This window comes from Streptomyces sp. P13-3-3, assembly GCF_050571355.1.
In the GTDB taxonomy this organism is placed as follows: domain Bacteria; phylum Actinomycetota; class Actinomycetes; order Streptomycetales; family Streptomycetaceae; genus Streptomyces; species Streptomyces althioticus.
On the sequence record NZ_CP192228.1, the window covers coordinates 336,131 to 360,268 of the forward strand.

Below are 24,138 nucleotides of genomic sequence, written 5' to 3' on the forward strand. Positions count from 1 at the left end.
CACCTGCCACGGGAGTTCCCCATGTCCCCCACCGTCTCGGCCTCCGGGCTGAGCCTCCACTACGGCGCGACCCGCGCCCTGGACGACGTGTCGCTGCGACTGACCCCCGGCGTCACCGGGCTGCTCGGCCCGAACGGCGCGGGCAAGACCACGCTGCTGCGGGTCCTCGCCACCGCCGTGCCCGCCGACCGGGGCGCGTTCACCGTGCTCGGCCACGACCCCTCGACCGCCCGCGGCCGCCAGGAGGTGCGCCGCCGGCTCGGCTACCTGCCGCAGACGCCCGGCTTCCACCCGGACTTCACGGCCTTCGAGTTCGTCGACTACGTGGCCATCCTCAAGGAGCTGACCGACCGCTCCGCCCGCCACCGCGAGGTGCGCCGGGTCCTCGACGAGGTCGGCCTGGCCGACGTGCGGGGCAAGCGGATCCGCAAGCTGTCCGGCGGCATGCGGCAGCGGGTGGCGCTGGCGGCGGCGCTCGCCGGCGACCCGGCCTTCCTCGTCCTCGACGAGCCCACCGTCGGGCTCGACCCCGAACAGCGCATGCGGTTCCGCGAGCTGATCGCCACCGCGGGCGAGGGCCGGACCGTGCTGCTGTCCACCCACCAGACCGAGGACGTGGCGATGCTCTGCCACCGGGTCGTCGTCCTGGCGGGCGGCACCGTCCGCTTCGACGGCACCCCCGCCGAGCTGACCGCACGGGCCGCGGGACGCGTGTGGAGCAGCGACGGCCGCGACCCCGGCGCGCTGGCCGGCTGGCGCACCGGACTCGGCACCTTCCGCAACGTAGGCGACCCGCCGCCCGGCGCCGACCTCCTCGAACCCACCCTCGAGGACGGCTACCTGCTCACCCTGGACGGCGCGGCCGCGGAGGTGACCGCGTGACGACGACCACCACCACGGCGCCGGCCCCGGCCCCCGTGACGGCCCCGCCCGGCGCCTCCTGGGCCGCCGTGTCCGCCCTCGCCCGCTTCGAGACGCGCAAGCTCCTCACCCGCGTGCCGGTGGTCGTCGCGTTCGCGGTGTACGTCGCCTGGACCGTGTGGCGCACCCGCGTCTCCTTCGACGGCTTCCCCGCGCTGCAGGACGCCGACCGCGCCACCCAGGACGCGCCTCTGCTCGTCGGCCTCGCGGTCCTGCTGAGCGCCAACCACGCCATGCTGCGCTCCCGCCGGCACGACACCGAACGGCACCTCGACGTGCTCGTGCTCCCCCGGTGGGGGCGCACGGTCGCGCACCTGCTGTCCGTCGTCGCGGCGGCCCTGCTGGTCGCGGTGTGCGTGGGCGGGCAGTTCGCCTGGGAGGCGCTCAAGCCGGGCGCGGTCGGGCACGGCTCGCCCGGCGAACTCCTCGTCGGCCCCCTGTCCGTGCTGCTCCTCGGCGGGTTCGGGGTGCTGCTGGCCCGCCTGGTCACCGCGCCGTTCGCGGCGCCGCTGCTGATCGTCCTGCTGCTCTTCCTCGCCACCTTCCTCGGCTTCTCCGACGACGGCTGGACGCGGTGGCTGATGCCGTCCGTCGGCACGTACAGCGTCGTCACCCTGCCCTCCGACCTGATCGGACGCCCCGCCGCGTGGCACGCCCTCTACCTGGGCGGACTCGCGCTGACCCTGATGACGGCGGCCGTGCTGCTGTCCGGCGGCGCCCGGCTGCGGACCGCCCAGGCGGCGGTCGCCTGCGCGGTGGCGCTGACCCTGGCCGGCGCGGTGGGCCAGTCCCGGGGCGTGCCGGAGTCCGTCACCGAGGCGCGCGTACGGGCCTCGGTCACCCCGGAGAAGGTCCACACCTGCGTCGAACGCGACGCCACCACGTACTGCGCCTTCCCCGAGTGGACGCCGCGCACCGGCGACTGGGCCCGGACCGTCGACGACGTCCGCGCCCTGGCCGGCGGCGACGCGCAGGACCGCCCCCTGGTCGTACGGCAGCGGGTCGAGGCGCGCTACGGCCTGGACGCCGACGCGACCCTCCCGCCGCTCACCCGACCCGGCGAGGTGACCGTGGGGACGGCCTGGGGCGGCAACCGGGTGCCCGAGTTCGCCGTCGCGGTGGCCGGTGCGCTGGTCACCGGCTCGGAGGCCACGGCGGGCGGGATGTGCGACGGCCGGATGGTCACCGTGATGTGGCTGGCCCTCGCCGACCGGCCCGACCCGGTCGCCGACCTGCGCCGGGTGCGGATCGACGACAGCGACACCGGCTCGGCGATCGTCGTCTCCCGGACGGAACCGCTGCAGATGACCTCCGCCCAGACGGAGCTGCTGCGCGAACTGCTGGAACTGCCCCGCGACGAGGCCGCCGCCAAGGTGAAGGCCGGCTGGGCCGAGCTGACCGCCCCGAAGGTGACGACGGACCGCGTCGCGCGGGTGCTGGGCCTGGAGAAGCCCGAGGGGGAGAACGAGTGCCTGTGACCGCGACCCGGACGGCCGGGAACACCCCGGCGCGCGCGGCCCGGCGGGGCGTTCTCCTCCAGCTGGTCCGCCCGGTCGCCCGCACGGTGCCCTGGTGGGCGCTCGCGGCGGGCGGCGGGCTCGGACTGCTGGCGGCCGCGCTGCCCCGGCTGTCCGGCGGCGAGGTCACCCCGTGGGCCGGGGTGAACGCCCTGCGGGCCGCCGCCCTGTGCTTCGCGCTGGGCGCCGCGTTCCTGCTGGACGACCCTGCCCGGCAGACCACCGCCGCCGTCCCCGTCCGCCGCGTCCTGCGGCACGCGCTGCGCTGCGCGTTGGTGCTGCCCGCCGCCGCCGTGTGGTGGTCGGCGGCCGTGCTGCTCGTCCCCGAGGAGGCGCGGCCCCCGGCCGGGGACGTCACCCTGGAGGCGGCGACGGCCCTCGCGCTCGCCCTGGCCGGCGCGGCCTTCGCGGTGCGCCGCCGGGGCGCCGGCCGGCCGGGTCAGGCGGTCGCCGCGTCCCTGCTGGTGGCCGCGGTCCTGGCGCCGCTGCTGACCCCCTCGGAGTGGTCACTGTTCACCGTGCCCGGCGACCCACGCTGGGCGGACGCCCACGGCCACTGGACGCTGCTGCTGTGCGCGGCGCTCCTGGCGGTCGCGGTGTGCTGCGTGGAACCGGTGCGGCGGCGCACACTCCGGACGCTCAGGTCCCCGTCCCGTTCTTGAGTACGCGGGTCCGCCGACTCCAGCCCGTCCGGCGCTTGAGGACGAGGCCCGCCAGGGCCGACAAGGGGGGTCTGGGGGCGTAGGCCCCAGGGAGGAAGGGGCGGCGGGGGCGCAACCCCCGGCGCCCGTGCGGCCGGCGGCGTGCACGCCCGGCGTGATCGACACAGTGCCGGCCCGGCCGGCCCTCACGTCTCCGTCCGGTACATCAGGTCCGTCTCGTGGGTGACGAAGCCCAGCCGCTCGTAGACGGACACCGCCGCCTTGTTGTCGGCGTCGACGTACAGCATGGCGGTGGGCAGACCCTGGTCCGCCAGGTGGCGCAGCCCGATAGTCGTCAGCGCCTTGCCGAGCCCGCCGCCCTGCACGTCGGGGGAGACCCCGAGGACGTACACCTCGCCGAGGCCCTCCTGGGCGTGCACCTTCGTCCAGTGGAAGCCGACCAGCCGCCCGTCGCCCTCCGCGAGGAAGAAGCCCGCGGGGTCGAACCACGGTTCGGCCTTGCGGTCGTCGAGGTCCCGCTGTGTGAGGGAGCCCTGCTCGGGGTGGTGGGCGAACGCGGCGGCGTTCAGCGTGAGCCACGCCGCGTCGTCCCGGCCGGGCTCGAAGGTGCGCACGGTGACGCCCTCCGGCAGCACCGGGTCGGGCAGGTCCAGGTTCGCCAACGGGCGCCGCATCTGCCGCAGTTCACGGAACAGCGTCAGTCCGAGCACCTGCGCCAGATGCCGGGCCGCGGAGTGCCCGCCGTGCGCCCACACCCGCAGCCGCTTGCCCGACGCGGCCAGCAGCGCCGTGCCGAGCGCCCGCCCGTGCCCCTGCCCGCGGTACGCGGGATGCACCACCAGCTCCGCGGCGGGCGGCTCCACCGGGTCGGTGTCCTCCAACTGGGCGTACCCGACGAGCTCTTCCCCGGCGGTCAGCAGCAGATGCGAGACGCCCTCCCGCTCCCCGCCGCGCAACTGCAGCCGGCCCTGCTCGGACACGGCCTGCTGGCCGTCGGCGCGCGCCGCCTCGTCGAGCAGCGCGAGCACCGCGTCGACCTTCGCCTGGTCGAGCGTGGTGTACGTCTGGAGCGAACGGGGGCGGCCGGGCCGGGAGAACGCGTCGCTGGTCATGCGTACGAGGGTAAAGGGACGGCGCGACGAGGGGGCGGCGACGGGCGCGTGCGGCCCGCCGCGGCGACGGCGGCGACCGTGGCCGAAAAGATAAACCAGGCTGTAACCCGGAAGCCCCTGTCGCGCTACGCGCGTTGACTCTAGGCTGCGCCGGTACCCACTCGCACCGACAGGGGGGCGTATGCCAGCCACATCCCCGGCGCACCCGCGCCGCAGACGCCGTACGAACCGTCTCCTCGCGACCGCCGCCGGTGTCCTCACCGTCGGTGCCCTGGCCGCCGCGGCCCTGCCGGGGTCCGCGAGCGCGGGCGAGCAGCACGGCAAGGGCAAGGGCCACGGCCATGGACCGAGCCGCTACCAGGACGTGCAGCTGCTGTCCTTCAACGACCTGCACGGCAACCTGGAGCCGCCCACCGGTTCCTCCGGCCGGGTCACCGAACTCCAGCCGGACGGCACGACGAAGACCATCGACGCGGGCGGCGCCGAGTACCTGGCGACGCACCTGCGTCAGGCCCGCAAGGGCAACCCGTACTCCATCACCGCGGCCGGCGGCGACATGGTCGGCGCCTCCCCGCTGCTCTCCGGCCTGTTCCACGACGAGCCCACCATCGAGGCGCTGAACAAGCTCGAACTGGACGTCACCTCCGTCGGCAACCACGAGTTCGACGAGGGCGCCAAGGAGCTGTCCCGCCTGCAGAACGGCGGCTGCCACCCGACGGACGGCTGCTACACGGACAAGAAGTTCAAGGGCGCCGACTTCCCGTACCTGACGGCCAACGTCCTGAACGAGAAGACCAAGAAGCCCCTTCTCAAGCCGTACTGGGTGTGGAAGAAGAAGGACGTCAAGGTCGGCTTCATCGGCGTGACCCTCGAGGGCACCCCGAACATCGTGTCCGCCGAGGGCGTCAAGGGCCTCGTCTTCAAGGACGAGGTCGAGACGATCAACAAGTACGCCGAGGAGCTGCGCCGCAAGGGCGTGAAGTCCATCGTGGCGCTGATCCACGAGGGCGGCTTCCCGGCCTCGCAGGGCTACAACTACGACTGCGACTCCGGGGGCCCCGGCGCCGGCATCTCCGGCCCCATCGTGGACATCGCGAAGAACGTCTCGCCCGAGGTGGACGCGCTGGTCACCGGCCACACCCACAACGCGTACGTGTGCACCGTCCCCGACCCGGCGGGCAACCCCCGCATGGTCACCTCCGCCGCGTCCTTCGGCCGGCTCTACACCGACACCACGCTGACCTACGACCGCAAGACCGGTGACATCGCCCGTACGGCCGTGAAGTCCGCGAACCACGTGGTGTCCCGCGACGTCCCCAAGGCGTCCGACATCACCGGCCTGATCGGCAAGTGGAACACCCTCGCCGCCCCGATCGGCAACCGCGCCATCGGCTACATCTCCGGCGACGTCGTCAAGGACGGCACCGAGTCCCCGCTGGGCGACCTCATCGCCGACGCGCAGCTGGAGTACGCCCGCACGCTGGACCCGGAGACCGACCTCGCCCTGATGAACCCGGGCGGCATCCGCGCCTCCCTCACCTACGCGGCGAGCGGCGCCGAGGGCGACGGAGTCGTCACCTTCGCCGAGGCGTTCACGGTCCAGCCGTTCGCCAACACGGTCAACCTGCAGACCTACACCGGCGAGCAACTGATCCAGGCGCTCAAGGAGCAGGTCAGCGGCTCCAACGAGGCGGCCCCGAAGATCCTCCAGGTGTCCGACGGACTCACCTACACGCTGGACCTGACGAAGTCCGGCGCCGACCGGGTCGTCACGGACTCCATCCGGCTGAACGGTGAGGCGATCGACCCGTCGGCGAGCTACCGCGTCGCGATGAACAGCTTCCTCGCGGGCGGCGGCGACGGCTTCACCACCCTGGGTCAGGGCGCCGACGCCCTGGTCGGCGACGACGACCTGAAGGCGCTCGAGCAGTACCTGACGGCCAACTCGTCGGCCGGCGCCCCGCTCGCCCCGCCGGCGGCGGACCGCATCACGATCGTGCAGTAACCCGCAGGACGACGAAGAGGGGCCGGTGCCGGATGGCACCGGCCCCCCTCGCGTTCTAGCCCTCCACGTCCCACACGACCGCCTGCGCGACGATCACGCGCTCCCCGTCGAAGGTCACGGCCGGCCCCTCGTGCAGCCGGTACCCCGACTCGAGCGCCTCGCTGACCCGCCGGCAGAAGGCGGAGTCGTCGGGGCCGGTCAGTACGCGGTAGACGGGCAGTCCGTCGGGTGGATTCGCCATGCCTCCCAGCGTGTCACGGGGCGTCGGGGACCTCCGGCGGAGGGGTCGGGGCGCCCGGCAGACGGACGGTGGCGGTGGTGCCGCCGCCCTCGGCCGGGGTGAGCGCGACCGTGCCGCCCGCCTGCTGCACCGTGCGCGCCACGATCGACAGCCCGAGGCCGGAACCGGGGAGGGCGCGGGCGCCGGGGGAGCGCCAGAAGCGGTCGAAGACGTGCGGCAGTTCGTCCTCCGCGATGCCGGGGCCGTGGTCCCGGACGGTCAGCACGCCGTCGGCGAGCCGCACCTCGACCGTGCCGCCCGGCGGGCTGAACTTCACCGCGTTGTCCAGCACGTTGACCACCGCGCGCTCCAGCGCGGCCCGTTCGGCCCGCACGTACCAGGGCCGCAGCTCGGCCGACATCGTCAGCTCCGGGCCGCGCAGCCGGGCCCGGCGCAGGGCCGCCTCCACCACGTCCTGCCAGGCGACGATCCCCACGCGGCCCGCCTGATGACCCGGGTCGGGGCGGGACAGCTCCTGGAGGTCGCCGATCAGCGCGGCCAGCTCCGTCATCTGCGCCTTCACCGAGTCCAGCAGCGCCTTGCGGTCGGCCGGCGGGAGGGGCCGGCCGGTGTCCTCGCTGCGGGTCAGTAGCTCGATGTTGGTGCGCAGCGAGGTGAGCGGGGTGCGCAGTTCGTGCCCGGCGTCCGCGATGAGCTGCTGCTGGAGGTCACGGGAGCTGGCCAGCGCGGACGTCATGGAGTTGAAGGAGCGCGACAGCCGCGCGATCTCGTCCTCCGACTCCTCCTCCACCGGGATGCGCACGCCCAGGTCCTCGGTGCGCGCCACGTGCTCCACGGCCTCGGTCAGCTTGTCGACCGGGCGCAGTCCGGTGCGCGCCACGGCGAGACCCGCGGCGGCCGAGCCGAGCACCCCGATGCCGGACACCAGCAGCAGGATCAGCGCCAGGTCGTTCAGCGTCGACTGCGTGCCCTTCAGCGGGACCGCCACGATGACGGCCGCGTGGGTGCTGGTCAGCGTGGACGGGTCGTTGATGACGAGCGGCAGGGTCAGCACCCGGACGTCGTCGCCGTCCTCGTCGGTGCCGTCGCGGAAGATGCCCCTGGACCCGGTGCCCGCGTTCTCGATCACCTCGCGGTCCGACGCGGTGACCTTCACGTTCCCCACCGAGCTGGGAAACAGGCAGACCGTGCCGTCCTCCTTGACCACCTGCGAGTACGTGTACTGGAAACCGCCCGCGCTGTCGCGGGGCGTGTCCGTGCAGTCGGTGAGGGCGCTGCGGATCTCGTCCACCCGCTGCGGCCCCTGCAGCACGGTCGCCTTCTTCAGATCCTCGTCGACCTGCTCGTACAGCTTGCCCTGCACGATGAACCAGCAGGTCACCGACACCGCTGCCACCGCGAACGCCACCGCCGCGGCGACCAGCAGCGACAGCCGCGCCCGGATCGGCAGGGCGCGGAAACGGCGCACAGGACCGGTCACTCCGCGCCGCCCTGCCGCAGTACGTACCCCACCCCCCGCACCGTGTGCACCAGGCGCGGCTCGCCGCCCGCCTCGGTCTTGCGGCGCAGGTACATGACGTACACGTCCAGCGAGTTGGACGACGGTTCGAAGTCGAAGCCCCACACCGCCTTGAGGATCTGCTCACGGGTCAGCACCTGGCGCGGGTGCGCCATGAACATCTCCAGCAGCGTGAACTCCGTGCGCGTCAGCTCCACAGGGCGTCCGGCCCGGGTCACCTCCCGCGTGGCCAGGTTCATCGTGAGGTCGGCGAAGGTGAGGACGTCGTCGGTCTCGGCGGACGCCGCCACCGCGGCCGCGTACGAGCTGCGCCGCAGCAGGGCCCGGATCCGCGCGAACAGCTCGTCCAGCTCGAACGGCTTCACCAGGTAGTCGTCCGCCCCCGCGTCCAGCCCCGTCACCCGGTCGCCCACGGTGTCGCGGGCCGTCAGCATCAGGATCGGCGTGGTGTCGCCGGTGGCGCGGATACGGCGGGCGGCGGTCAGGCCGTCCATGCGGGGCATCTGGATGTCGAGCACGAGGAGGTCGGGCCGGCGGGCCGCCGTCTTCTCCAGGGCGTCCACGCCGTCGACGGCCTCCTCGGTGTCGTATCCCTCGAAGGCCAGGCTGCGCCGGAGTGCTTCGCGCACCGCCGGCTCGTCGTCGACGATCAGGATGCGCTGCGGGGCACGGTCGCCGTCTGCGGGGCTCATCGGGTGGCGGGTCCTTCGTCTGCGCGCCGCGCGGCGGGCGCGGCGGGGGAGGGGGCGGGCTGTCGGATCTTCAGCGTCGCACGTTTCCCGCCCCGCGCGTCAGCCGCCCGCACCGGCCCGCAGGTCCGGCAGGTCCGCCTTGAGCGTGTTCACCGGGATGGCGAAGCCGAGGCCGACGCTGCCCGCCGTGGACGACTCCGCGCCGCTCGGCGCGTACATCGCGGAGTTGATGCCGATGATGTTGCCGTTCATGTCGATCAGCGCGCCGCCGGAGTTTCCCGGGTTCAGCGAGGCGTCGGTCTGGATCGCCTTGTACGTGGTCGTGGAGCCGCCGGTGTCGCCGTTGAACTGCCGGCCGCCGAACTCGAACGGCCAGCCGCCGCCGCGCTGCCACTGCTGCTGCCCCTGGCTCTCGTCCGTGGACACGGTGACGTCCCGGTCGAGCGCGGAGACGATGCCGCTGGTCACCGTGCCGGTGAGGCCCTCGGGCGAGCCGATCGCGACGACCTGGTCGCCGACCTGCACGCCGTCGGAGTCGCCCAGGGTGGCGGCCTTCAGACCGGAGGCGTCCTCCAACTTGATCAACGCCAGGTCCTTGCTGCTGTCGGTGCCGACGACGCGGGCGTCGTACGTCGTGCCGTCGTGCGTCCGCACCTGGATCTGCGAGGCGCCGGCCACGACGTGGTTGTTGGTGACGACCTCGCCGTCCTCGGTGACGACGACACCGGAGCCGGTGGCCGAGCCGGACGAGGAGGCCGCCTTGATCTCCACGATGCTGGGGCTGACGCTCTTGGCGACCCCGGCGACCGTGCCCTTCAGGGACGCCGGCACGACGTCGGTCTCCGTGGCGGAGGACGTGGTGACGCCGGTGGAGGAACCACCGGTCAGCTCCTGCACGCCGTAGGCCGTGGTCCCGCCCACGGCGGCGGCGACGATCGCCACGGCGACGAGCAGCTTGGCGGGGCCGCGGCTTCGCCTGTGCGCGGGAGCGTAGGGCGGCGGGGGCGGCCACTCGGGGTTCACGTGGTGAGGAGGGAGGTTTTCGCTCATGTACCTGAGCGTCCCGCTCGGTGATGAGAGCCACCTGAGGGCGACCTGAGAAGCCCGGCAGAAGTACGTACGGCCGGCATAAATGCCCTCAGGGGGCGCGGGGAACTGCGCACTCAGCCACGCAGGTCCCGCACCCGGCGTCGACGGGGTGCCGCTGCGCCCACCCGTGCCGCCCCTAGCGGCACGACTGCCCGCAGCGGCGGCGTCCCTCAGGGGCGCGGGGAACTGCGCGCCCAGCCACGGAGGTCCCGCACCCGGCGTCGGCGGGGTGCCGCTGCGCCCACCCGTGCCGCCCCAAGCGGCACGACTGCCCGCAGCTAGGACGCCCCTCAGGGGCGCGGGGAACTGCGCGCTCAGCCGATCACGGCCCGCGGCCGACCGGCGGCGGGGGCGTGCCCCTTCAGGGGCGCGGGGAACTGCGCGACCAGCCACGGACGACCCGCACCCGGCGGCGGCGGGGTGCCGCGGCGCCCGCAGCCGGGGGCGGCACGCCCCTCAGGGGCGCGGGGAACTGCTAGGAACAGCCGCAGGACTGGCGCAGGACCAGTCGCGACGGGAACACCTTCAACCGCTCCCGGCGGGAGCCGGCCACGCGGAGACCGTCGTCCAGCACCAGATCCACCGCCGCCCGCGCCATCGCCGGCCGGTCCGACGCGACCGTGGTCAGCGGCGGATCCGCCAGCGCCGCCTCCTTGATGTCGTCGAACCCGACGACCGCCAGCTCCCCCGGCACGTCGATCCGCAGCTCCCGCGCGGCGCGCAGCACACCGATCGCCTGGTCGTCCGTGGAGCAGAAGACCGCCGGCGGCCGCCGCGGCCCCGACAGGATGTCCAGCGCGACCCGGTAGGCGTCGTAGCGGTTGTAGGGGGCCTCGAAGAGGCGCCCCTCCGTGGGTATCCCGGCCTCGTCCATCGCGCGCCGCCAGCCCTCGACGTGGTCGGAGACCGGGTCGCCGACGGCGGGCGTCTCCGCCGTACCGCCGACACAGGCGACGTACTCGTAGCCGTGCTCCAGCAGATGACGCACGGCGAGCTGCGCGCCGCCGAGGTCGTCGGTGACGACGGCGACGTCGTCGATCGCCTCCGGCCGCTCGTGCAGCAGCACCACCCGGGCGTCCCACGCCTCGATCTCCGCCGCGGCCAGGTCGTTCAGCGCGTGGCTGACCAGGATCAGACCGGAGACCCGCATGCCGAGGAAGGCACGCAGATAGTGGACCTCGCGCTCGCCGATGTAGTCGGAGTTCCCGACCAGCACCATCTTCCCGCGCTCGGACGCGGCCTGTTCCACCGCATGTGCCATCTCGCCGAAGAACGGCTGGCGGGCGTCCGGCACGATCAGACCTATGAGATCCGTGCGCCGGGACGCCATCGCCTGGGCGACGCGGTCGGGCCGGTACCCCAGCTCCTTGATCGCTGCGAGCACCCGCTCGCGCGTGGCCGGGGCGACCGGCCGGGGTCCGTTGTTGATGACATAGCTGACGACCGCGGTCGACGTCCCCGCCAGTCGCGCCACGTCATCCCTGGTTACCTTGGCCACGCGCGGAGTCTACGCGGATATATCTTTTCCGGGCAGGGCGTGCCGGAGGTGGTGAGCAGCGGAAAAGCGGCTCGTCTGCGCGAACGCGCCGCTCATGCGTGCGGCCCTCAGGCCTTCGCCCGCACCCCGTCGGCGTCCGCCGCGGCCGTCTCGTCCGCTTCCGCCGCCTTTTGCCGGGCGCCCTTCGCCTTCGCCTCCTCGGCCGCGCGCTCCACCTTCTCCGGCGTAACGAATCGATAACCGACGTTCCGGACGGTGCCGATCAGCGACTCGTGCTCCGGGCCGAGCTTGGCGCGCAGACGGCGTACGTGCACGTCGACCGTGCGGGTGCCGCCGAAGTAGTCGTAGCCCCAGACCTCCTGCAGCAGCTGGGCGCGGGTGAACACCCGGCCGGGGTGCTGCGCGAGGTACTTGAGCAGCTCGAACTCCTTGAACGTCAGGTCCAGGACCCGGCCCTTCAGCTTCGCGGAGTACGTCGCCTCGTCCACGGAGAGGTCGCCGTTGCGGATCTCCATGGGGGAGTCGTCGTTGACGATCTGCTGGCGGCCCATCGCCAGCCGCAGCCGCGCCTCGACCTCCGCGGGGCCGGCCGTGTCCAGCAGTACGTCGTCGATGCCCCAGTCCGCGGTGACCGCGGCGAGGCCGCCCTCGGTCACGACCAGGACGAGGGGACAGCCGGGGCCCGTGGAGCGCAGCAGCTGGCACAGGCTGCGGACCTGGGGAAGATCGCGGCGGCCGTCGATGAGGATCACGTCGGCGCCGGGGGTGTCCACCAGCGCCGGGCCCTCCGCGGGCGCCACCCGGACGTTGTGCAGGAGCAGACCGAGGGCGGGGAGCACCTCCGTCGACGGCTGGAGCGCGTTGGTCAGGAGCAGCAGGGAACTCATCGGGTCGCCTCACCTGCTCGGGTCGTGGCCGCCCGGAACGGGGCCGTCCTGCGTTCGTGCACGGTTCGCTCGCCCATAACGTCTGGTTCCTCCTCGGTCCCTGCGAGGACGTTTACGGCATTGCTGCGTGCGTTCGACGGCCTGCACCTCCGGCGGTTTCCCGCCTTCGTATACAACGCTTCCGAAAGCACAAAAGGACCCGGGGGCTTCACTGCCCGAGTCCTCTTCGCAGCAGAATAGCCGACATGGGCACCGATGCGGCAGGTCATGTGGCGCGATCCACCATTCGTCCATATTCCGAGACACCGGATGTGACACGGGACGGCGCGTCAATGCGGACGTTCCTGCGCACGGCGGACGGTGTGGCGATCGATTCCGTATACGAGCCGGGAGGCGTTGTATACGACCCGGGGAAGGCCGTATACGAATCGGCCGGCGAGGGTTCGCGGAAGGGTTCGGGGAATGCGGTCCCCGGTGATTCCCAGGGGCTCGTTTTCGTGATCGCGCACGGTTTCACCGGAGACGCCGACCGCCCCCACGTGCGGCGCGTCGCCCAGGTGTTCGCGCGGTACGGCGCCGTCGTCACCTTCTCCTTCCGCGGGCACGGCCGGTCCGGCGGACGCTCCACCGTCGGCGACCGCGAGGTGCTCGACCTCGCCGCGGCGGTCGCGTGGGCGCGGGAGCTGGGGCACACGCGGGTGATCACCGTGGGGTTCTCCATGGGCGGGTCCGTGGTGCTGCGGCACGCGGCGCTGCACACGGGTGACGTCGACGCCGTCGTCTCGGTGAGCGCGCCCGCGCGGTGGTTCTACCGGGGGACCGCGCCCATGCGGCGGCTGCACTGGCTGGTGACCCGGCCCTCCGGGCGGCTGGTCGGGCGGTACGGGCTGCGCACCCGCATCCACCACCGGCAGTGGGACCCCGTGCCGCTGTCCCCCACCGAGGCCGTGCCCCGCATCGCGCCGACCCCGCTGCTGGTCGTGCACGGAGACCAGGACGCCTACTTCCCGCTCGACCACCCCCGGATGCTCGCGGACGCCGCCGGGGAGCACGGGGAGCTGTGGGTCGAACACGGCATGGGGCACGCCGAGAACGCGGCGCCCGAACCGCTGTTGCGGAGGATCGGGGACTGGGCGGTCGCCCGGGCGGGCTAGCCTGACCGTGTTCACCGTCAACCGATCGAGGAACCAGCAGATGGCAAAGGTCACGGTGCGGTACTGGGCCGCCGCCAAGGCCGCGGCGGGGGTGGCCGAGGAGCCGTACGAGGCGGACACGCTCGCCGACGCGCTCGCCGCCGTGCGCGAACGGCATCCCGGCGAGCTGGCGCGCGTGCTGCTGAGGTGCTCGTTCCTGGTCGACGGCGATCCCGTGGGCAAGCGCGCGCATGAGACGGTACGGCTGGCCGACGGCGGCACGGTCGAGGTGCTTCCGCCGTTCGCAGGAGGGTGAGGATGACGAACCAGCCGTACGGCGGGGGTTACGGGTACGGGGGGCAGGAGCCGCCGGTCACGCCGTATCAGCAGCCGCCGGGCACGCCGTACCAGCAGCCGCCGGGCACGCCGTACCAGCAGCCGCGGTCGCAGCCGCAGGCGTGGCCCGGGCAGGGGTACGACCATGCGTACGACCCGTACGCGGATCAGCAGCACACGCAGCAGTGGCAGGGGCAGACGTGGGAGACGCAGATGCAGCCGCCGGTGGCGGCGGCTGCTCCTGTGACTCCTGATCCTGTTCAGGTCCCGGAGCCCGCTCCGGTGGCCGCTGGTGAGCCGGAGCCGGAGCCGGAGTACGGCCCCGCCACCCTCGCCGGGAACGCCCGGATCACCGACGCGCAGCGCGCCCGCGCCGAGGGGCGGTCGCCGGTCATCGAGCCCGGGATGCAGCCCGCGCTGCTGACGGCGGTGCTGGGGCTGCTGCTGGCGGGCGGTGCCGCGCTGGGGACGTACGCGCTGCTCGTGCCGCTGGTGGTGCTGCAGGGCGTGACCGCGGCGGGGTGGTTCCGGCTCAACGGGATGTGGCCGGCGCGGCAGGGCATCGCGCTGGGGTTCCTCGGGGCGCTGGTCGCGGACGCGGCGATGCTGATCTCGGACCGGTCGCCCGGGGTGATCCTCGGGACGCTGGGTGTGTGGGTGCTGCTGTCGCTGGTGCTGCAGCTGCGGTCGCACGCGGATCCCGATGAGCGGATGTACGGGCTGATGGCGACGGTGGTCGCGGCGGCGCTGGCGATCGCTGCGGGCGGCTACCTCGCGGCGGACGCGGACGCGGTAGTCGTGGGGGCGGTCGCGGTGGCGGCGGCGACGGTCGTGCGGGCGCTGCCGGTGGCGACGGCGGCGTCGGTGGTGATCGCGCTGGCGGCGGCGGGCGGTGCGGGGTACGCCGTCGGGGGGATGTCGACGGACGCGGCGCTGATGGGGGTCGGGGCGGCGGTCTGCGCACTGATCGGCCACAGGGTGGCCAGCTACGACTACCCGTCCCGCTTCGTCCACTTCACGGCAGGAGTCGCCCTGCCGCTGGCGGCGGCGGGGCCGGTCGTGTACACGCTGGGTCGGGTATTTGGCTGAGGTCTGACGCCTGCGGCGCATTCACCTGTCCGGTGGGGGTTGCTGTAGCGCCCAGGGGCGGTGGGTGGTGCGGGGCCGCGGTGGGGGCGGTCGTCCTCGGTCTGGCGCGAGAGTGCGTCTCGAGAAATCCAGGGCGCGGACGCGCCAGCCGCTGCGGGCGCCCACCCCCACCCCGTCCCCTCCCCGCCGCGTGCGGCTACACCGACGCCAGTGGCGCACGACGGCCGGAACCCTCGCCAACCGCTGCGCGCGGGCGGGCGGCGGCCGCCAGCTCCGCCAACTGCGGGCAGTCGTGCCGCCTGGGGCGGCACGGGTGGGCGCGGCGGCACCTCGTCGGCGCCGAGGTGCGCCGACACCCCCCGGCCCGCACCCACGTCGGTGCCTGTTGGCTCCGCCGACTCGGGTGGGCGCGGAGGCACCCCGTCGGCGCCAGGTGCGTGAACAGGCACCCGTGCAGTGGGACCCAGGGTCGCGGAAACACCCCCGCGTCCGCCCAACCCCCGTGCAGGATGTCGACCATGCACCCCACAGCCACCATCCACGCCCTGTGGACACACATGCAGTCCCGGGACTGGCCCGCCCTCTCCTCCCTCCTCGCCGACGACGTGGTCGTCGAATGGCCCGTCAGCGCGGAACGCATCCGCGGCAAGGACAACTACATCCGCGTCAACGCGGAGTACCCCGAGGGCTGGTCCATCAAGATCCTCCGCGTCCTCGACGCCGGCGACCACGTCGTCTCCGAGGTCGAGGTCCCCCACGCCACCCTCGGCACCCACCGCGTCGTGTCCCTCTGGACGGTCAGGGACGGCCTGGTCACGTGGGGCCGCGAGTACTGGACGGAGCTCGGCGCCGACCCCTCCCCGGCCTGGCGGGCGCCCTACGTCGAGCGTTTCTGAGGCGTCCCTGTCACAGGTGATCCACAATCCCCGGCTCTCCCGCCGGCCCCCCACTACGCTCGCGTGAGGGCGGCCGCCGGTCGTCGGGACACGTCAGGTGGGGGACTCCGCATGCGCGCCTTGCGAATACTGCTCGTCATCGCCGTCGTACTCGGCGGCATCTTCGTGATCGTCGACCGCGTCGCCGTCCACTTCGCCGAGGGCGAGGCCGCCGACCGGGTCCGCGCCTCCGAAGGGCTGGCCTCCACCCCCGACGTGGACATCCAGGGCTTCCCCTTCCTGACCCAGGTGCTCGGCGGTTCGTTCGACGAGGTGCGGGTCGGCATCTCGGACTACGAGGCCGGCGGCGGCGAGGGCGGCAAGACCATCCGCATCGCCGACCTCCGGGCGGACCTGCGCGGCGTCGAGTTCTCCGGTGACTTCGGCTCCGCCGTCGCCGACAGCGCCACCGGCACGGCCACCATCGCCTACGACGAGCTGCTGAGGAACGCCAAGGCGGAGCCCACGAAGGTGGCGCCCGGCATCACCGCCGAGGTGGTGGCGCTGTCCGACGGGGGCAACGGGAAGATCAAGGTCGCGCTGGAGACCACCGTGCTCGGCACGAAGCTGCCCGAGCCGGTGAGCGTGCTCAGCTCGGTGACCGTCGTCGACGGGAACACCGTGCGGGTGCGGGCGGACGCGCTGCCGGTGCTGGGCGGGGTGCAGATCGCCGAGTCGCGGGTGCGGCGGATCACCGACTTCGAGCAGAAGATCGACGGCCTGCCCGGCGGGATCAGCCTGGAGAAGGTCCAGGCGGCGTCGGACGGCGTGGACGTGACGGTGACGGGGAAGGACGTACGACTGGCCGGGTAGACCGGCGGTGTCCGGTGGGCGAGACGGTCTCGTCCGCTGGGCAGATGGGACGGCTCCGGGGGTGGGGGCGCGGGCGACCGGGCGGGCGGTTTCACCGGTCGTCGTATCGATGGATGGACGATCTCGTCTCACCATGCGACACACCGGTGACAGGGCCCCTCGTCCGTCCTTACGATCGACCCCATGCAGTGTCAGACGAGCGTCCTCCGTCCGAGGGGACAGGCGGATCTCACGAAGCGGCGGGCAGTGGACCTGTGCCGTGTCGCCGCCATGCTCTGTCGCACCTTCTGAGCGGACGCGTCTTCCGTCCGCATTCCCGTTCCGTTCCCTGATCGGGGAACCCGTGCGCCGCCCCGGCCCGGGCGCCGCGCACCCCCGTACCCGCACGCCCCCCGTAACTGCCCCGGAGGAGAACAGCATGGCTCGCAGCGACGTCCTGGTCGACGCCGACTGGGTCCAGGAGCACCTGGACGACCCGACCATCGTGATCGTGGAGGTGGACGAGGACACGTCCGCCTACGACAAGAACCACATCAAGAACGCCGTCCGGATCGACTGGACCAAGGACCTGCAGGACCCGGTCCGCCGTGACTTCGTCGACCAGGAGGGCTTCGAGAAGCTCCTGTCCGACAAGGGCATCGCCAACGACCACACGGTCGTCCTGTACGGCGGCAACAACAACTGGTTCGCCGCGTACGCGTACTGGTACTTCAAGCTGTACGGCCACGAGAACGTCAAGCTCCTCGACGGCGGCCGCAAGAAGTGGGAGCTCGACGCCCGCGAGCTGGTCCCCGGCGACGAGGTGCCGGAGCGCCCGAAGACCGAGTACAAGGCCAAGCCGCAGGACACCTCCATCCGCGCCTTCCGCGACGAGGTCGTGGACGCCATCGGCAAGCAGAACATCGTCGACGTGCGCTCGCCCGACGAGTTCGCCGGCAAGCTGCTCGCCCCGGCCCACCTGCCGCAGGAGCAGTCGCAGCGCCCCGGCCACGTGCCGACCTCCCGCAACATCCCCTGGTCGAAGAACGCCAACGACGACGGCACCTTCAAGTCCGACGAGGAGCTCAAGAAGCTCTACGAGGACGAGGAGATCGACCTGTCCAAGGACACCATCGCCCTGTGCCGCATCGGTGAGCGCTCCGCGCTGTCCTGGTTCGTGCTGCACGAGCTGCTCGGCGTGGAGAACGTCAAGAACTACGACGGCTCCTGGACCGAGTACGGCTCCCTCGTCGGCGTGCCGATCGAGCTCGGCTCCGGCAAGTAATCCCTCCCCGACCGACCTCTCAGGAGTAAGACATGTGCGGTGCGAAGGCCGGCGGCCCGGACGCCTCGACGATCAAGCCCGGTGAGACCACCATCCAGGGTCAGGTGACCCGCGACGGCGAGCCGGTGACGGGATACGTCCGTCTCCTCGACTCGACCGGCGAGTTCACCGCGGAGGTCCCCACCTCCGCGACCGGACAGTTCCGCTTCTACGCGGCGGAAGGCACCTGGACCGTCCGCGCCCTGGTGCCCGGCGGCACCGCCGACCGCACGGTCGTCGCCCAGCAGGGCGGCCTGGCCGAGGTCGCGATCGCGGTCTGAGCAGGCTCAGCACGAAGGGCTGCGTCCCTGTGGATGCGGCCCTTCGGCATGTCCGGACCTACGCTGGAGACATGTACGCGCGCAGGCGTCATGTCTACTTCGCCATGATGGGCGGCTGCATCGGGCTGTTCGTCCTGGCCTGGGGCGTCGTACGCCTCTGGTCGGTGCCCGCCGCCGTGGCGATGTGCCTGGTCGCCATGGTGATCCCGCCGGTCGCCGCGATCGTCGCCAACCGGCGCGGCCCCGACGACCGCTGGTGGGACGACCCTTCCGGCGACCCGCAGTCCGACGAGTGGTGGGACGAGCTGGACGGCAGGAAAGGGCCCCGCTAGCCCGGTCAGTACACGAGGGCCTGCGTGCCGTCCGCCATGGCCTCCTGCACGAAGACCTGCGCGCCCGCGATCCGCACGCCCTCGATCACGTCCTTCTCCGTGATCTCCCGGCGCGCGGCGCACTGCGTGCACAGCGTGACCTTGCCGGACGCCAGCACCGAGTCCAGCAGGTCCGGCAGCGGAGCGGCGTGCGGCAGCTCGAACTCCGCGGCCTTCCCCGGCAGCGCGAACCACGCCGACTCCCCGGTGAGCCACAGCGACACCTCGACCCCACTGGCCGCCGCCACCGCGGCCACCGTGAACGCCTGCGAGCAGCGCTCGGGTGCGTCGGCCCCGGCGGTCACCTTGATCACGAGCTTCTTCGCCATACCCGCATGGTAGTCAGGGGCGCGTGGCCCACCTCGGACGACGGGTGCCGCACCCGGCCGCGTAAGCTGGGGTCGGCCCTGTGCACACCTTCGCACCCCCGCTCAAGGAGCACCCCGTGATCATCTTCTTCGAAATCCTGCTGGTCCTGGTCTGCGTCGGCGTCCTCGCCTTCGCCGGACTGACCGTGAAGAAGCTGTTCCAGGGCCAGCGCTGACCGCGACCAGGAAGTACCCCTCATGATCGAGATCCCGTCCGACCTGCACAAGGACCTCGTCCCGCTCGCGTTCCTGCTCGGCAACTGGGCAGGCGCGGGCGTGCACGACTTCCCCGGTGCCGAGAAGTGCAACTTCGGCCAGGAGGTCACCTTCACCCACGACGGGCGGGACTTCCTGGAGTACTCCTCGCGCACCTGGGTGCTCGACGGCGACGGCAACAAGGTCCGCCCGCTGGAGTCGGAGCACGGCTACTGGCGCATCGACGCCGACCGCAAGGTCGAGGTGACCATGGTCCGCGACGACGGCGTCGTCGAGATCTGGTACGGCGAGATGGCCGAGAAGAAGCCGCAGATCGACCTGGTCACGGACGCCGTCGCGCGCACCGCCGCCTCCGGCCCGTACACCGGCGGCAAGCGGCTCTACGGCTACGTCAAGAGCGACCTGATGTGGGTCGGCGAGAAGCAGACCCCCGAGGTCGAGCTGCGCCCCTACATGTCGGCGCACCTGAAGAAGGTCGTCACCCCGGAGGAGGTCGAGCGCTGGGCCAAGGCCCTGCCCGACGACATGCCGGACGACGGCATCGCGTTCTTCAAGTAGGCCGTCCGGCCCCGGGGTGCTCCGGGGCCCAGGCTCTAGACTCGTGGGTGTGGTGAGCACCGACTGGAAGAGCGACCTCAGGCAACGCGGGTACCGGCTGACGCCCCAGCGCCAGCTCGTGCTCGAAGCCGTCGACACCCTGGAGCACGCGACCCCCGACGACATCCTCGTGGAAGTGAGGAAGACGGCGTCGGGGGTCAACATCTCCACCGTGTACCGCACGCTGGAGCTCCTCGAGGAACTGGGCCTGGTCAGCCACGCCCACCTCGGGCACGGCGCGCCGACCTACCACCTCGCCGACCGCCACCACCATCTGCACCTGGTCTGCCGCGACTGCACCAAGGTGATCGAGGCGGACGTGGAGGTGGCCGCCGAATTCACCGAGAAGCTGAGGGACACCTTCGGCTTCGACACCGACATGAAGCACTTCGCGATCTTCGGCCGGTGCCAGGACTGCTCCCTGAAGACGTCAACTACCGAGTCGTAGGCTAGGCGTATGAAAAGCCCCCTGCTGACCCTGCCCGGCGCCGTCCCCGCCGAGGGCGTGGACGAAGGCGTGGCCGCCCACTACGGCGACCTGTTCCGTGAGCAGCGCGCCCTCGCCGACGGCACCGGCTTCGTCGACCTGTCCCACCGCGGGGTCGTCACCGTCTCCGGCGCCGAGCGGCTCGGCTGGCTCCACCTGCTGCTCACCCAGCACGTCCAGGAGCTGCCCGCGCACGAGGCCACCGAGGCGCTGATCCTGTCCGCCAACGGCCACATCGAGCACGCGCTCTACCTGGTCGACGACGGCGAGACGACCTGGGCGCACGTCGAGCCCGGCACCCAGGAGGCGCTGGTCGCGTACCTGGAGTCGATGAAGTTCTTCTACCGGGTCGAGGTCGCCGACCGCACCGAGGACGTCGCGGTGGTGCACCTGCCCGCCGGGTCCATCGCCGAGGTGCCCGAGGGCGTGGCGGTGCGCGAGACGCCGTACGGCAGGGACCTCTTCCTGCCCCGCGGCGACCTGGAGGAGTTCGCGCGCACGGCGGGCCCCGCCGCCGGGCTCCTCGCCTACGAGGCGCTGCGCGTCGAGCAGCACCGCCCCCGGCTCGGCTTCGAGACGGACCACCGCACCATCCCGCACGAGCTGGGCTGGATCGGCTCCGCCGTGCATCTGCAGAAGGGCTGCTACCGCGGCCAGGAGACCGTCGCCCGCGTCCAGAACCTGGGCAAGCCGCCGCGCCGGCTGGTCTTCCTGCACCTGGACGGCAGCGAGGTGCACCTGCCCGTGCCGGGCACCGAGCTGCGCCTGGCGGACGACGGGCCGGACGGCCGGAAGATCGGCTTCATCACGACCTCGGTACGCCACCACGAGCTGGGGCCGGTCGCCCTCGCCCTGGTGAAGCGGAACGTCCCGGTGGACGCCCGGCTGCTGGCCGGGGACACGGCCGCCGCGCAGGAGACCGTCGTCGAGCCCTGAGCCGCGCGGTTCGTGAGGCCCGCGCGGCCCGTGGGCCTCACATCTCCAGCAGCACGGTGAACGGGCCGTCGTTCGTCAGTGACACCCGCATGCGCGCGCCGAACCGGCCCGTCGCCACCGTCGCGCCCAGCGCGCGCAGCTGGGCCACCACCTCGTCGACCAGCGGCTCGGCGAGATCGCCGGGGGCTGCGGCGTTCCAGGTGGGGCGGCGGCCCTTCCGGGCGTCCCCGTAGAGGGTGAACTGGCTGATCACCAGGAGCGGGGCGCCGACGTCGCTGCAGGACCTCTCGTCCTTCAGCATCCGGATCGACCACAGCTTGCGGGCGAGCTGCGCCGCCTTCTCCTCGGTGTCCTCGTGGGTGACGCCGACCAGGACGCACAGGCCCTCGCCCTCGATCTCCCCCACGGTCTCGCCGTCCACGACGACGCTCGCGCCGTCCACCCTCTGCACCACTGCTCGCATACGCCCATGATGCCGGTCCGCGAACAGACGCCCGACGGCGGCCCGCGATCCACCCCGGTCGGGCTATTTTTACTCCTTAGCGCCCATCTGGGGCGGATCGGGGCCACTCACTCACATTGCGGCCGTCAGGGGTGGCACGATGCTGGCACATGCCGGTCGAGGGGACGGTTGAGGCACATGAGCACATCGGGGATCGGGCAGGCGTCCGCGGCTGTCGCGTTGGCCCAGGAGTTGACCCAAGGGGGCGGCGGGGAACGGGAGTTCCGACGGCCGCCCGTGCAGCGCACGGACAGCCCCGCGCTGCCCGGGGACGGGGCGGAGGACGAACTGACCGGGCTGAGCCTGGCCGAACTGCGCACGATGCGGCGGGACGCACAGCGCGACGAGGCCGACCTCAGCTACGTACGGAGGCTGCTGCAGGGGCGGATCGACATCCTGCGCGCGGAGCTGGCCCGGCGTGACCTGCCGTCAGGGGTGCCGGCGGCCGTCGCGCCGGGGGAGACCTCCGTCGTGCAGCGGCTGGCGGAGATCCTGCGGGACACCCCCGCGCGTCACCGTTCCTCCGCCCGCCATCTGACGCTGGGCACACCGCGGAGCGAGGAGTACCGGCGGCTGGCCTCCGAGATGCTCGCCGAGGTGGAGCTCTCCGACCTGGGCGCGCGCACGGACGGAGAGCTGCACACCGCGATGGGCCGGTTGGTCGGGTACGAGCAGCAGGTGTCGCGCCGCCGGCAGCGGCTGCAGCGCACCGCCGACGCGTGCGGGGCGGAGATCACCCGGCGCTACCGGGAGGGGGAGGCGCAGGTCGACGACCTGCTCGCATGAGGTCCGGGTCCCGGTGAAACCACGTCGACACCTCCCGGGGGGCCGACTTACCGTGACCCCATGACCTCCCGTGCCGACATCGACGTACGCCCCATCGACGCATCCGAGTTCCCCGACTGGCAGCGGGCCATGAACATCGGGTTCCTGCACCGGCCGACCCTGGACGAGGAGATCCTCGACGCGCGCCGGGCGCAGTTCACGCCCGGCCGCTCGACGGCCGCCTTCGACGGAGGGCGCTGCGTCGCGACGTTCCGCTCCTTCGCGCAGGAGCTCACGGCCGTCGGCGGGGCGGCCGTCCCGGCCGACGCGGTCACCAACGTCACCGTCTCCCCGACCCACCGCAGGCGCGGCCTGCTGACGCGGATGATGGCGCAGGACCTGGCGGCGGCGAAGGAGCGCGGGGACGTCGTCGCCACGCTGATCGCCGCCGAGTACCCGATCTACGGGCGGTACGGCTTCGGCCCCGCCACCTGGGCCACCGAGTGGACGATCGACGTGCCGCGCGCCGGGCTCGACCCGCGCTGGGCGGGCCCGGAGGACGGCGGCCGGATCGACCTGGTGGACGCCGAGGACGTCCGCAAGCACGGCCCCGAACTGCACGAGCGGCTGCGCCGTTCCCAGCCGGGCGTCGTGAGCCGTGACGAGCTGTGGTGGAAGGTCACGACGGGCGCCGTGCGCTTCCACGCGACGTTCCACGAGCCGTACTACGTGATCTACCGCTCGGCCTCCGGTGAGGTCGAGGGCATCGCCGCCTACACCGCGGACGACAAGTGGGGCGACGGCAAGCAGCCGCTCAACACGGTCCGGGTGAAGTGGCTGACCGGGGTGACCCCCGCCGCCGAGCGGGCGCTGTGGCGCTACCTGTGCTCGATCGACTGGGTGGTCGCGGTGAAGACCGGCTACCGCGCCCCGGACGACCTGCTTCCGCACTTCCTCCCCGACCCGCGGGCCGCCGCCGTGACCACCCACGCCGACTGGCTGTGGGTGCGCATCCTCGACGTCGTACGGGCCCTGGAGGCGCGGACGTACGAGGCGGCGGGGTCGCTGGTGCTGGAGGTGGCCGACGCGGGCGGGCTGGCCGGCGGGCGGTACCGGCTGGAGGCGTCGGCGGACGGCGCCGGGACCTGCGCGCCGACGACGGACAACCCGGACCTCTCGCTGGACGTCGCGGAGCTGGCGACGCTGTGGCTCGGCGACGAGTCGGCGGTGCGGCTCGCGGCGCTGGGCCGGGTCCGGGAAGAACGAGCGGGCGCCGCCCGTCAGGCCGACGCCCTGCTGCGTACGTCCAGGCGACCGTGGTGCCCGGACATCTTCTGAGCGCGGACGCCTCCGCGCCTTCGGTGCCGCTTCCTCCTTCCGCCGGTGACGGGTGGGCGTGATCGTGCATCCGTAGCGAGCTGTTCAGTTGTGGTGGTGGGTGTGGTGCTCCGTCGGCGGGCTCCCGGCTCCCCTCCGGAAGGGAGCCCGGCCGGCGGTCCGTGCGGAGTGCCGTCAGCCGGACTGGGCGAACAGCATCACGAGGATGACCGCGCCGATGCCGCCGATCATGGTGTTGCGTGCCTTGATGCCCACGGTGAGGGCGACGAAGGCGATGATCCCCATCGGGCCGTACTTCCACTGGACGAGCTGCTCGAACCCGATGGCCAGGGCGGCGACGACGATGGCGATGAGCGGCATGGCGGTCCCCCTTTGTCCGGCGGCCCCCCACCGCCCTCCTGGTGAGCCAACCCCTCTACGGGTCGACCAGGTTGGGCGAGTTGGTGACCAACTTATTCTTAGTTATCTCCACTTGGAAGAGTCCTATAACCACCCTTCGTTGAACTCCCGCAAGATGGCGAGAAG

28 protein-coding genes are annotated in these 24,138 nt (G+C 72.6%); 18 read left to right on the plus strand and 10 right to left on the minus strand.

All coding sequences use genetic code 11. The annotated features are described in order from the left end of the window. Window positions 1-21: 21 nt before the first annotated feature. The 3 genes from ACQZOG_RS01580 to ACQZOG_RS01590 are packed head-to-tail and all read left to right on the plus strand — an operon-like array spanning window position 22 to window position 3,100. A complete protein-coding gene (locus tag ACQZOG_RS01580; protein ID WP_203550561.1) occupies window positions 22-882 on the plus strand; it encodes an ABC transporter ATP-binding protein in 861 nt (286 codons plus the stop codon). Then, complete coding sequence (locus ACQZOG_RS01585; protein ID WP_037640402.1) at window positions 879-2,399, plus strand: hypothetical protein; 1,521 nt, start codon at window positions 879-881, stop codon at window positions 2,397-2,399. The genes ACQZOG_RS01580 and ACQZOG_RS01585 overlap by 4 nt, the downstream gene beginning before the upstream one ends. Then, on the plus strand, window positions 2,396-3,100 hold the full coding sequence (locus tag ACQZOG_RS01590; protein WP_286159923.1) for a hypothetical protein: 705 nt from the start codon (window positions 2,396-2,398) through the stop codon (window positions 3,098-3,100). The genes ACQZOG_RS01585 and ACQZOG_RS01590 overlap by 4 nt, the downstream gene beginning before the upstream one ends. Window positions 3,101-3,285: 185 nt before the next feature. On the opposite strand, the gene mshD is transcribed toward ACQZOG_RS01590, so the two are convergent. Next, window positions 3,286-4,212: a mycothiol synthase gene (gene mshD, locus ACQZOG_RS01595; RefSeq protein ID WP_430741212.1), complete on the minus strand. Its 927-nt coding sequence runs from the start codon at window positions 4,210-4,212 to the stop codon at window positions 3,286-3,288. Window positions 4,213-4,393: 181 nt separating this feature from the next. Between mshD and ACQZOG_RS01600 the strand changes: the two genes are divergently transcribed. Further along, window positions 4,394-6,217, plus strand: a complete 1,824-nt coding sequence (locus ACQZOG_RS01600) for a bifunctional metallophosphatase/5'-nucleotidase (RefSeq protein ID WP_397663696.1) — start codon at window positions 4,394-4,396, stop codon at window positions 6,215-6,217. Window positions 6,218-6,272: 55 nt separating this feature from the next. Here the strand turns inward: ACQZOG_RS01600 and ACQZOG_RS01605 are convergent, their stop codons facing one another. From ACQZOG_RS01605 to ACQZOG_RS01630, 6 genes are all read right to left on the minus strand, one after another. Next, window positions 6,273-6,458, minus strand: a complete 186-nt coding sequence (locus tag ACQZOG_RS01605; RefSeq protein WP_033277825.1) for a DUF1737 domain-containing protein — start codon at window positions 6,456-6,458, stop codon at window positions 6,273-6,275. A 13-nt stretch (window positions 6,459-6,471) separates the two neighbouring features. Continuing rightward, a complete protein-coding gene (locus ACQZOG_RS01610) occupies window positions 6,472-7,938 on the minus strand; it encodes a HAMP domain-containing sensor histidine kinase (protein ID WP_037640391.1) in 1,467 nt (488 codons plus the stop codon). Further along, window positions 7,935-8,669, minus strand: a complete 735-nt coding sequence (locus tag ACQZOG_RS01615) for a response regulator transcription factor (RefSeq protein WP_033277827.1) — start codon at window positions 8,667-8,669, stop codon at window positions 7,935-7,937. The genes ACQZOG_RS01610 and ACQZOG_RS01615 overlap by 4 nt, the downstream gene beginning before the upstream one ends. A 99-nt stretch (window positions 8,670-8,768) precedes the next feature. Beyond that, on the minus strand, window positions 8,769-9,719 hold the full coding sequence (locus tag ACQZOG_RS01620) for a S1C family serine protease (protein WP_051724677.1): 951 nt from the start codon (window positions 9,717-9,719) through the stop codon (window positions 8,769-8,771). A 514-nt stretch (window positions 9,720-10,233) separates the two neighbouring features. Then, entirely contained in the window at window positions 10,234-11,256 is a 1,023-nt protein-coding gene (locus tag ACQZOG_RS01625; RefSeq protein ID WP_033277829.1) for a LacI family DNA-binding transcriptional regulator, read from the minus strand. A gap of 107 nt (window positions 11,257-11,363) precedes the next feature. Beyond that, complete coding sequence (locus ACQZOG_RS01630) at window positions 11,364-12,143, minus strand: response regulator transcription factor (protein ID WP_033277830.1); 780 nt, start codon at window positions 12,141-12,143, stop codon at window positions 11,364-11,366. A gap of 269 nt (window positions 12,144-12,412) precedes the next feature. Here ACQZOG_RS01630 and ACQZOG_RS01635 point away from each other — a divergent pair, with 269 nt between their 5' ends. From ACQZOG_RS01635 to ACQZOG_RS01675, 9 genes are all read left to right on the plus strand, one after another. Continuing rightward, the gene (locus ACQZOG_RS01635; RefSeq protein WP_430741863.1) at window positions 12,413-13,297 is read left to right on the plus strand and encodes an alpha/beta hydrolase family protein; all 885 of its coding nucleotides are present in this window, start codon (window positions 12,413-12,415) and stop codon (window positions 13,295-13,297) included. Window positions 13,298-13,337: 40 nt separating this feature from the next. Beyond that, the gene (locus ACQZOG_RS01640) at window positions 13,338-13,592 is read left to right on the plus strand and encodes a MoaD/ThiS family protein (protein ID WP_033277832.1); all 255 of its coding nucleotides are present in this window, start codon (window positions 13,338-13,340) and stop codon (window positions 13,590-13,592) included. 2 nt (window positions 13,593-13,594) lie between these two features. Next, entirely contained in the window at window positions 13,595-14,701 is a 1,107-nt protein-coding gene (locus ACQZOG_RS01645; protein WP_430741213.1) for a hypothetical protein, read from the plus strand. Window positions 14,702-15,219: 518 nt separating this feature from the next. Then, the gene (locus tag ACQZOG_RS01650; protein WP_399607930.1) at window positions 15,220-15,597 is read left to right on the plus strand and encodes a nuclear transport factor 2 family protein; all 378 of its coding nucleotides are present in this window, start codon (window positions 15,220-15,222) and stop codon (window positions 15,595-15,597) included. Between the two features lie 111 nt (window positions 15,598-15,708). Then, a complete protein-coding gene (locus ACQZOG_RS01655) occupies window positions 15,709-16,449 on the plus strand; it encodes an LmeA family phospholipid-binding protein (RefSeq protein ID WP_033277835.1) in 741 nt (246 codons plus the stop codon). A gap of 183 nt (window positions 16,450-16,632) precedes the next feature. Beyond that, window positions 16,633-16,740 (plus strand): putative leader peptide, encoded by a 108-nt coding sequence (locus tag ACQZOG_RS01660; protein ID WP_350328463.1) that lies wholly within the window; start codon window positions 16,633-16,635, stop codon window positions 16,738-16,740. 127 nt (window positions 16,741-16,867) lie between these two features. Next, a complete protein-coding gene (locus tag ACQZOG_RS01665; RefSeq protein WP_019524015.1) occupies window positions 16,868-17,713 on the plus strand; it encodes a sulfurtransferase in 846 nt (281 codons plus the stop codon). 32 nt (window positions 17,714-17,745) lie between these two features. Beyond that, entirely contained in the window at window positions 17,746-18,033 is a 288-nt protein-coding gene (locus ACQZOG_RS01670) for a DUF1416 domain-containing protein (protein ID WP_004986406.1), read from the plus strand. Window positions 18,034-18,104: 71 nt separating this feature from the next. Continuing rightward, a complete protein-coding gene (locus ACQZOG_RS01675; protein WP_033277836.1) occupies window positions 18,105-18,365 on the plus strand; it encodes a DUF3099 domain-containing protein in 261 nt (86 codons plus the stop codon). A 5-nt stretch (window positions 18,366-18,370) separates the two neighbouring features. On the opposite strand, the gene ACQZOG_RS01680 is transcribed toward ACQZOG_RS01675, so the two are convergent. Beyond that, window positions 18,371-18,733: a DsrE family protein gene (locus tag ACQZOG_RS01680; protein ID WP_033277837.1), complete on the minus strand. Its 363-nt coding sequence runs from the start codon at window positions 18,731-18,733 to the stop codon at window positions 18,371-18,373. 237 nt (window positions 18,734-18,970) lie between these two features. Between ACQZOG_RS01680 and ACQZOG_RS01685 the strand changes: the two genes are divergently transcribed. The 3 genes from ACQZOG_RS01685 to ACQZOG_RS01695 are packed head-to-tail and all read left to right on the plus strand — an operon-like array spanning window position 18,971 to window position 21,008. After that, window positions 18,971-19,546, plus strand: coding sequence for an FABP family protein (locus ACQZOG_RS01685; protein WP_033277838.1), 576 nt, complete (start codon window positions 18,971-18,973; stop codon window positions 19,544-19,546). 49 nt (window positions 19,547-19,595) lie between these two features. Continuing rightward, the gene (locus ACQZOG_RS01690) at window positions 19,596-20,033 is read left to right on the plus strand and encodes a Fur family transcriptional regulator (RefSeq protein WP_019524010.1); all 438 of its coding nucleotides are present in this window, start codon (window positions 19,596-19,598) and stop codon (window positions 20,031-20,033) included. Window positions 20,034-20,042: 9 nt separating this feature from the next. Next, the gene (locus tag ACQZOG_RS01695) at window positions 20,043-21,008 is read left to right on the plus strand and encodes a YgfZ/GcvT domain-containing protein (RefSeq protein WP_037640381.1); all 966 of its coding nucleotides are present in this window, start codon (window positions 20,043-20,045) and stop codon (window positions 21,006-21,008) included. A gap of 37 nt (window positions 21,009-21,045) precedes the next feature. Here the strand turns inward: ACQZOG_RS01695 and dtd are convergent, their stop codons facing one another. Further along, on the minus strand, window positions 21,046-21,471 hold the full coding sequence (dtd, locus tag ACQZOG_RS01700) for a D-aminoacyl-tRNA deacylase (RefSeq protein WP_430741214.1): 426 nt from the start codon (window positions 21,469-21,471) through the stop codon (window positions 21,046-21,048). A gap of 177 nt (window positions 21,472-21,648) precedes the next feature. Between dtd and ACQZOG_RS01705 the strand changes: the two genes are divergently transcribed. Further along, a complete protein-coding gene (locus ACQZOG_RS01705; protein ID WP_033277841.1) occupies window positions 21,649-22,296 on the plus strand; it encodes a hypothetical protein in 648 nt (215 codons plus the stop codon). Window positions 22,297-22,356: 60 nt separating this feature from the next. Next, window positions 22,357-23,613, plus strand: coding sequence for a GNAT family N-acetyltransferase (locus ACQZOG_RS01710; RefSeq protein ID WP_033277842.1), 1,257 nt, complete (start codon window positions 22,357-22,359; stop codon window positions 23,611-23,613). A gap of 174 nt (window positions 23,614-23,787) precedes the next feature. On the opposite strand, the gene ACQZOG_RS01715 is transcribed toward ACQZOG_RS01710, so the two are convergent. Beyond that, window positions 23,788-23,973 carry a hypothetical protein gene (locus ACQZOG_RS01715; protein WP_033277843.1) on the minus strand — a complete coding sequence of 62 codons (186 nt, stop codon included), beginning with the start codon at window positions 23,971-23,973 and terminating at the stop codon, window positions 23,788-23,790. Window positions 23,974-24,138 lie beyond the last annotated feature (165 nt).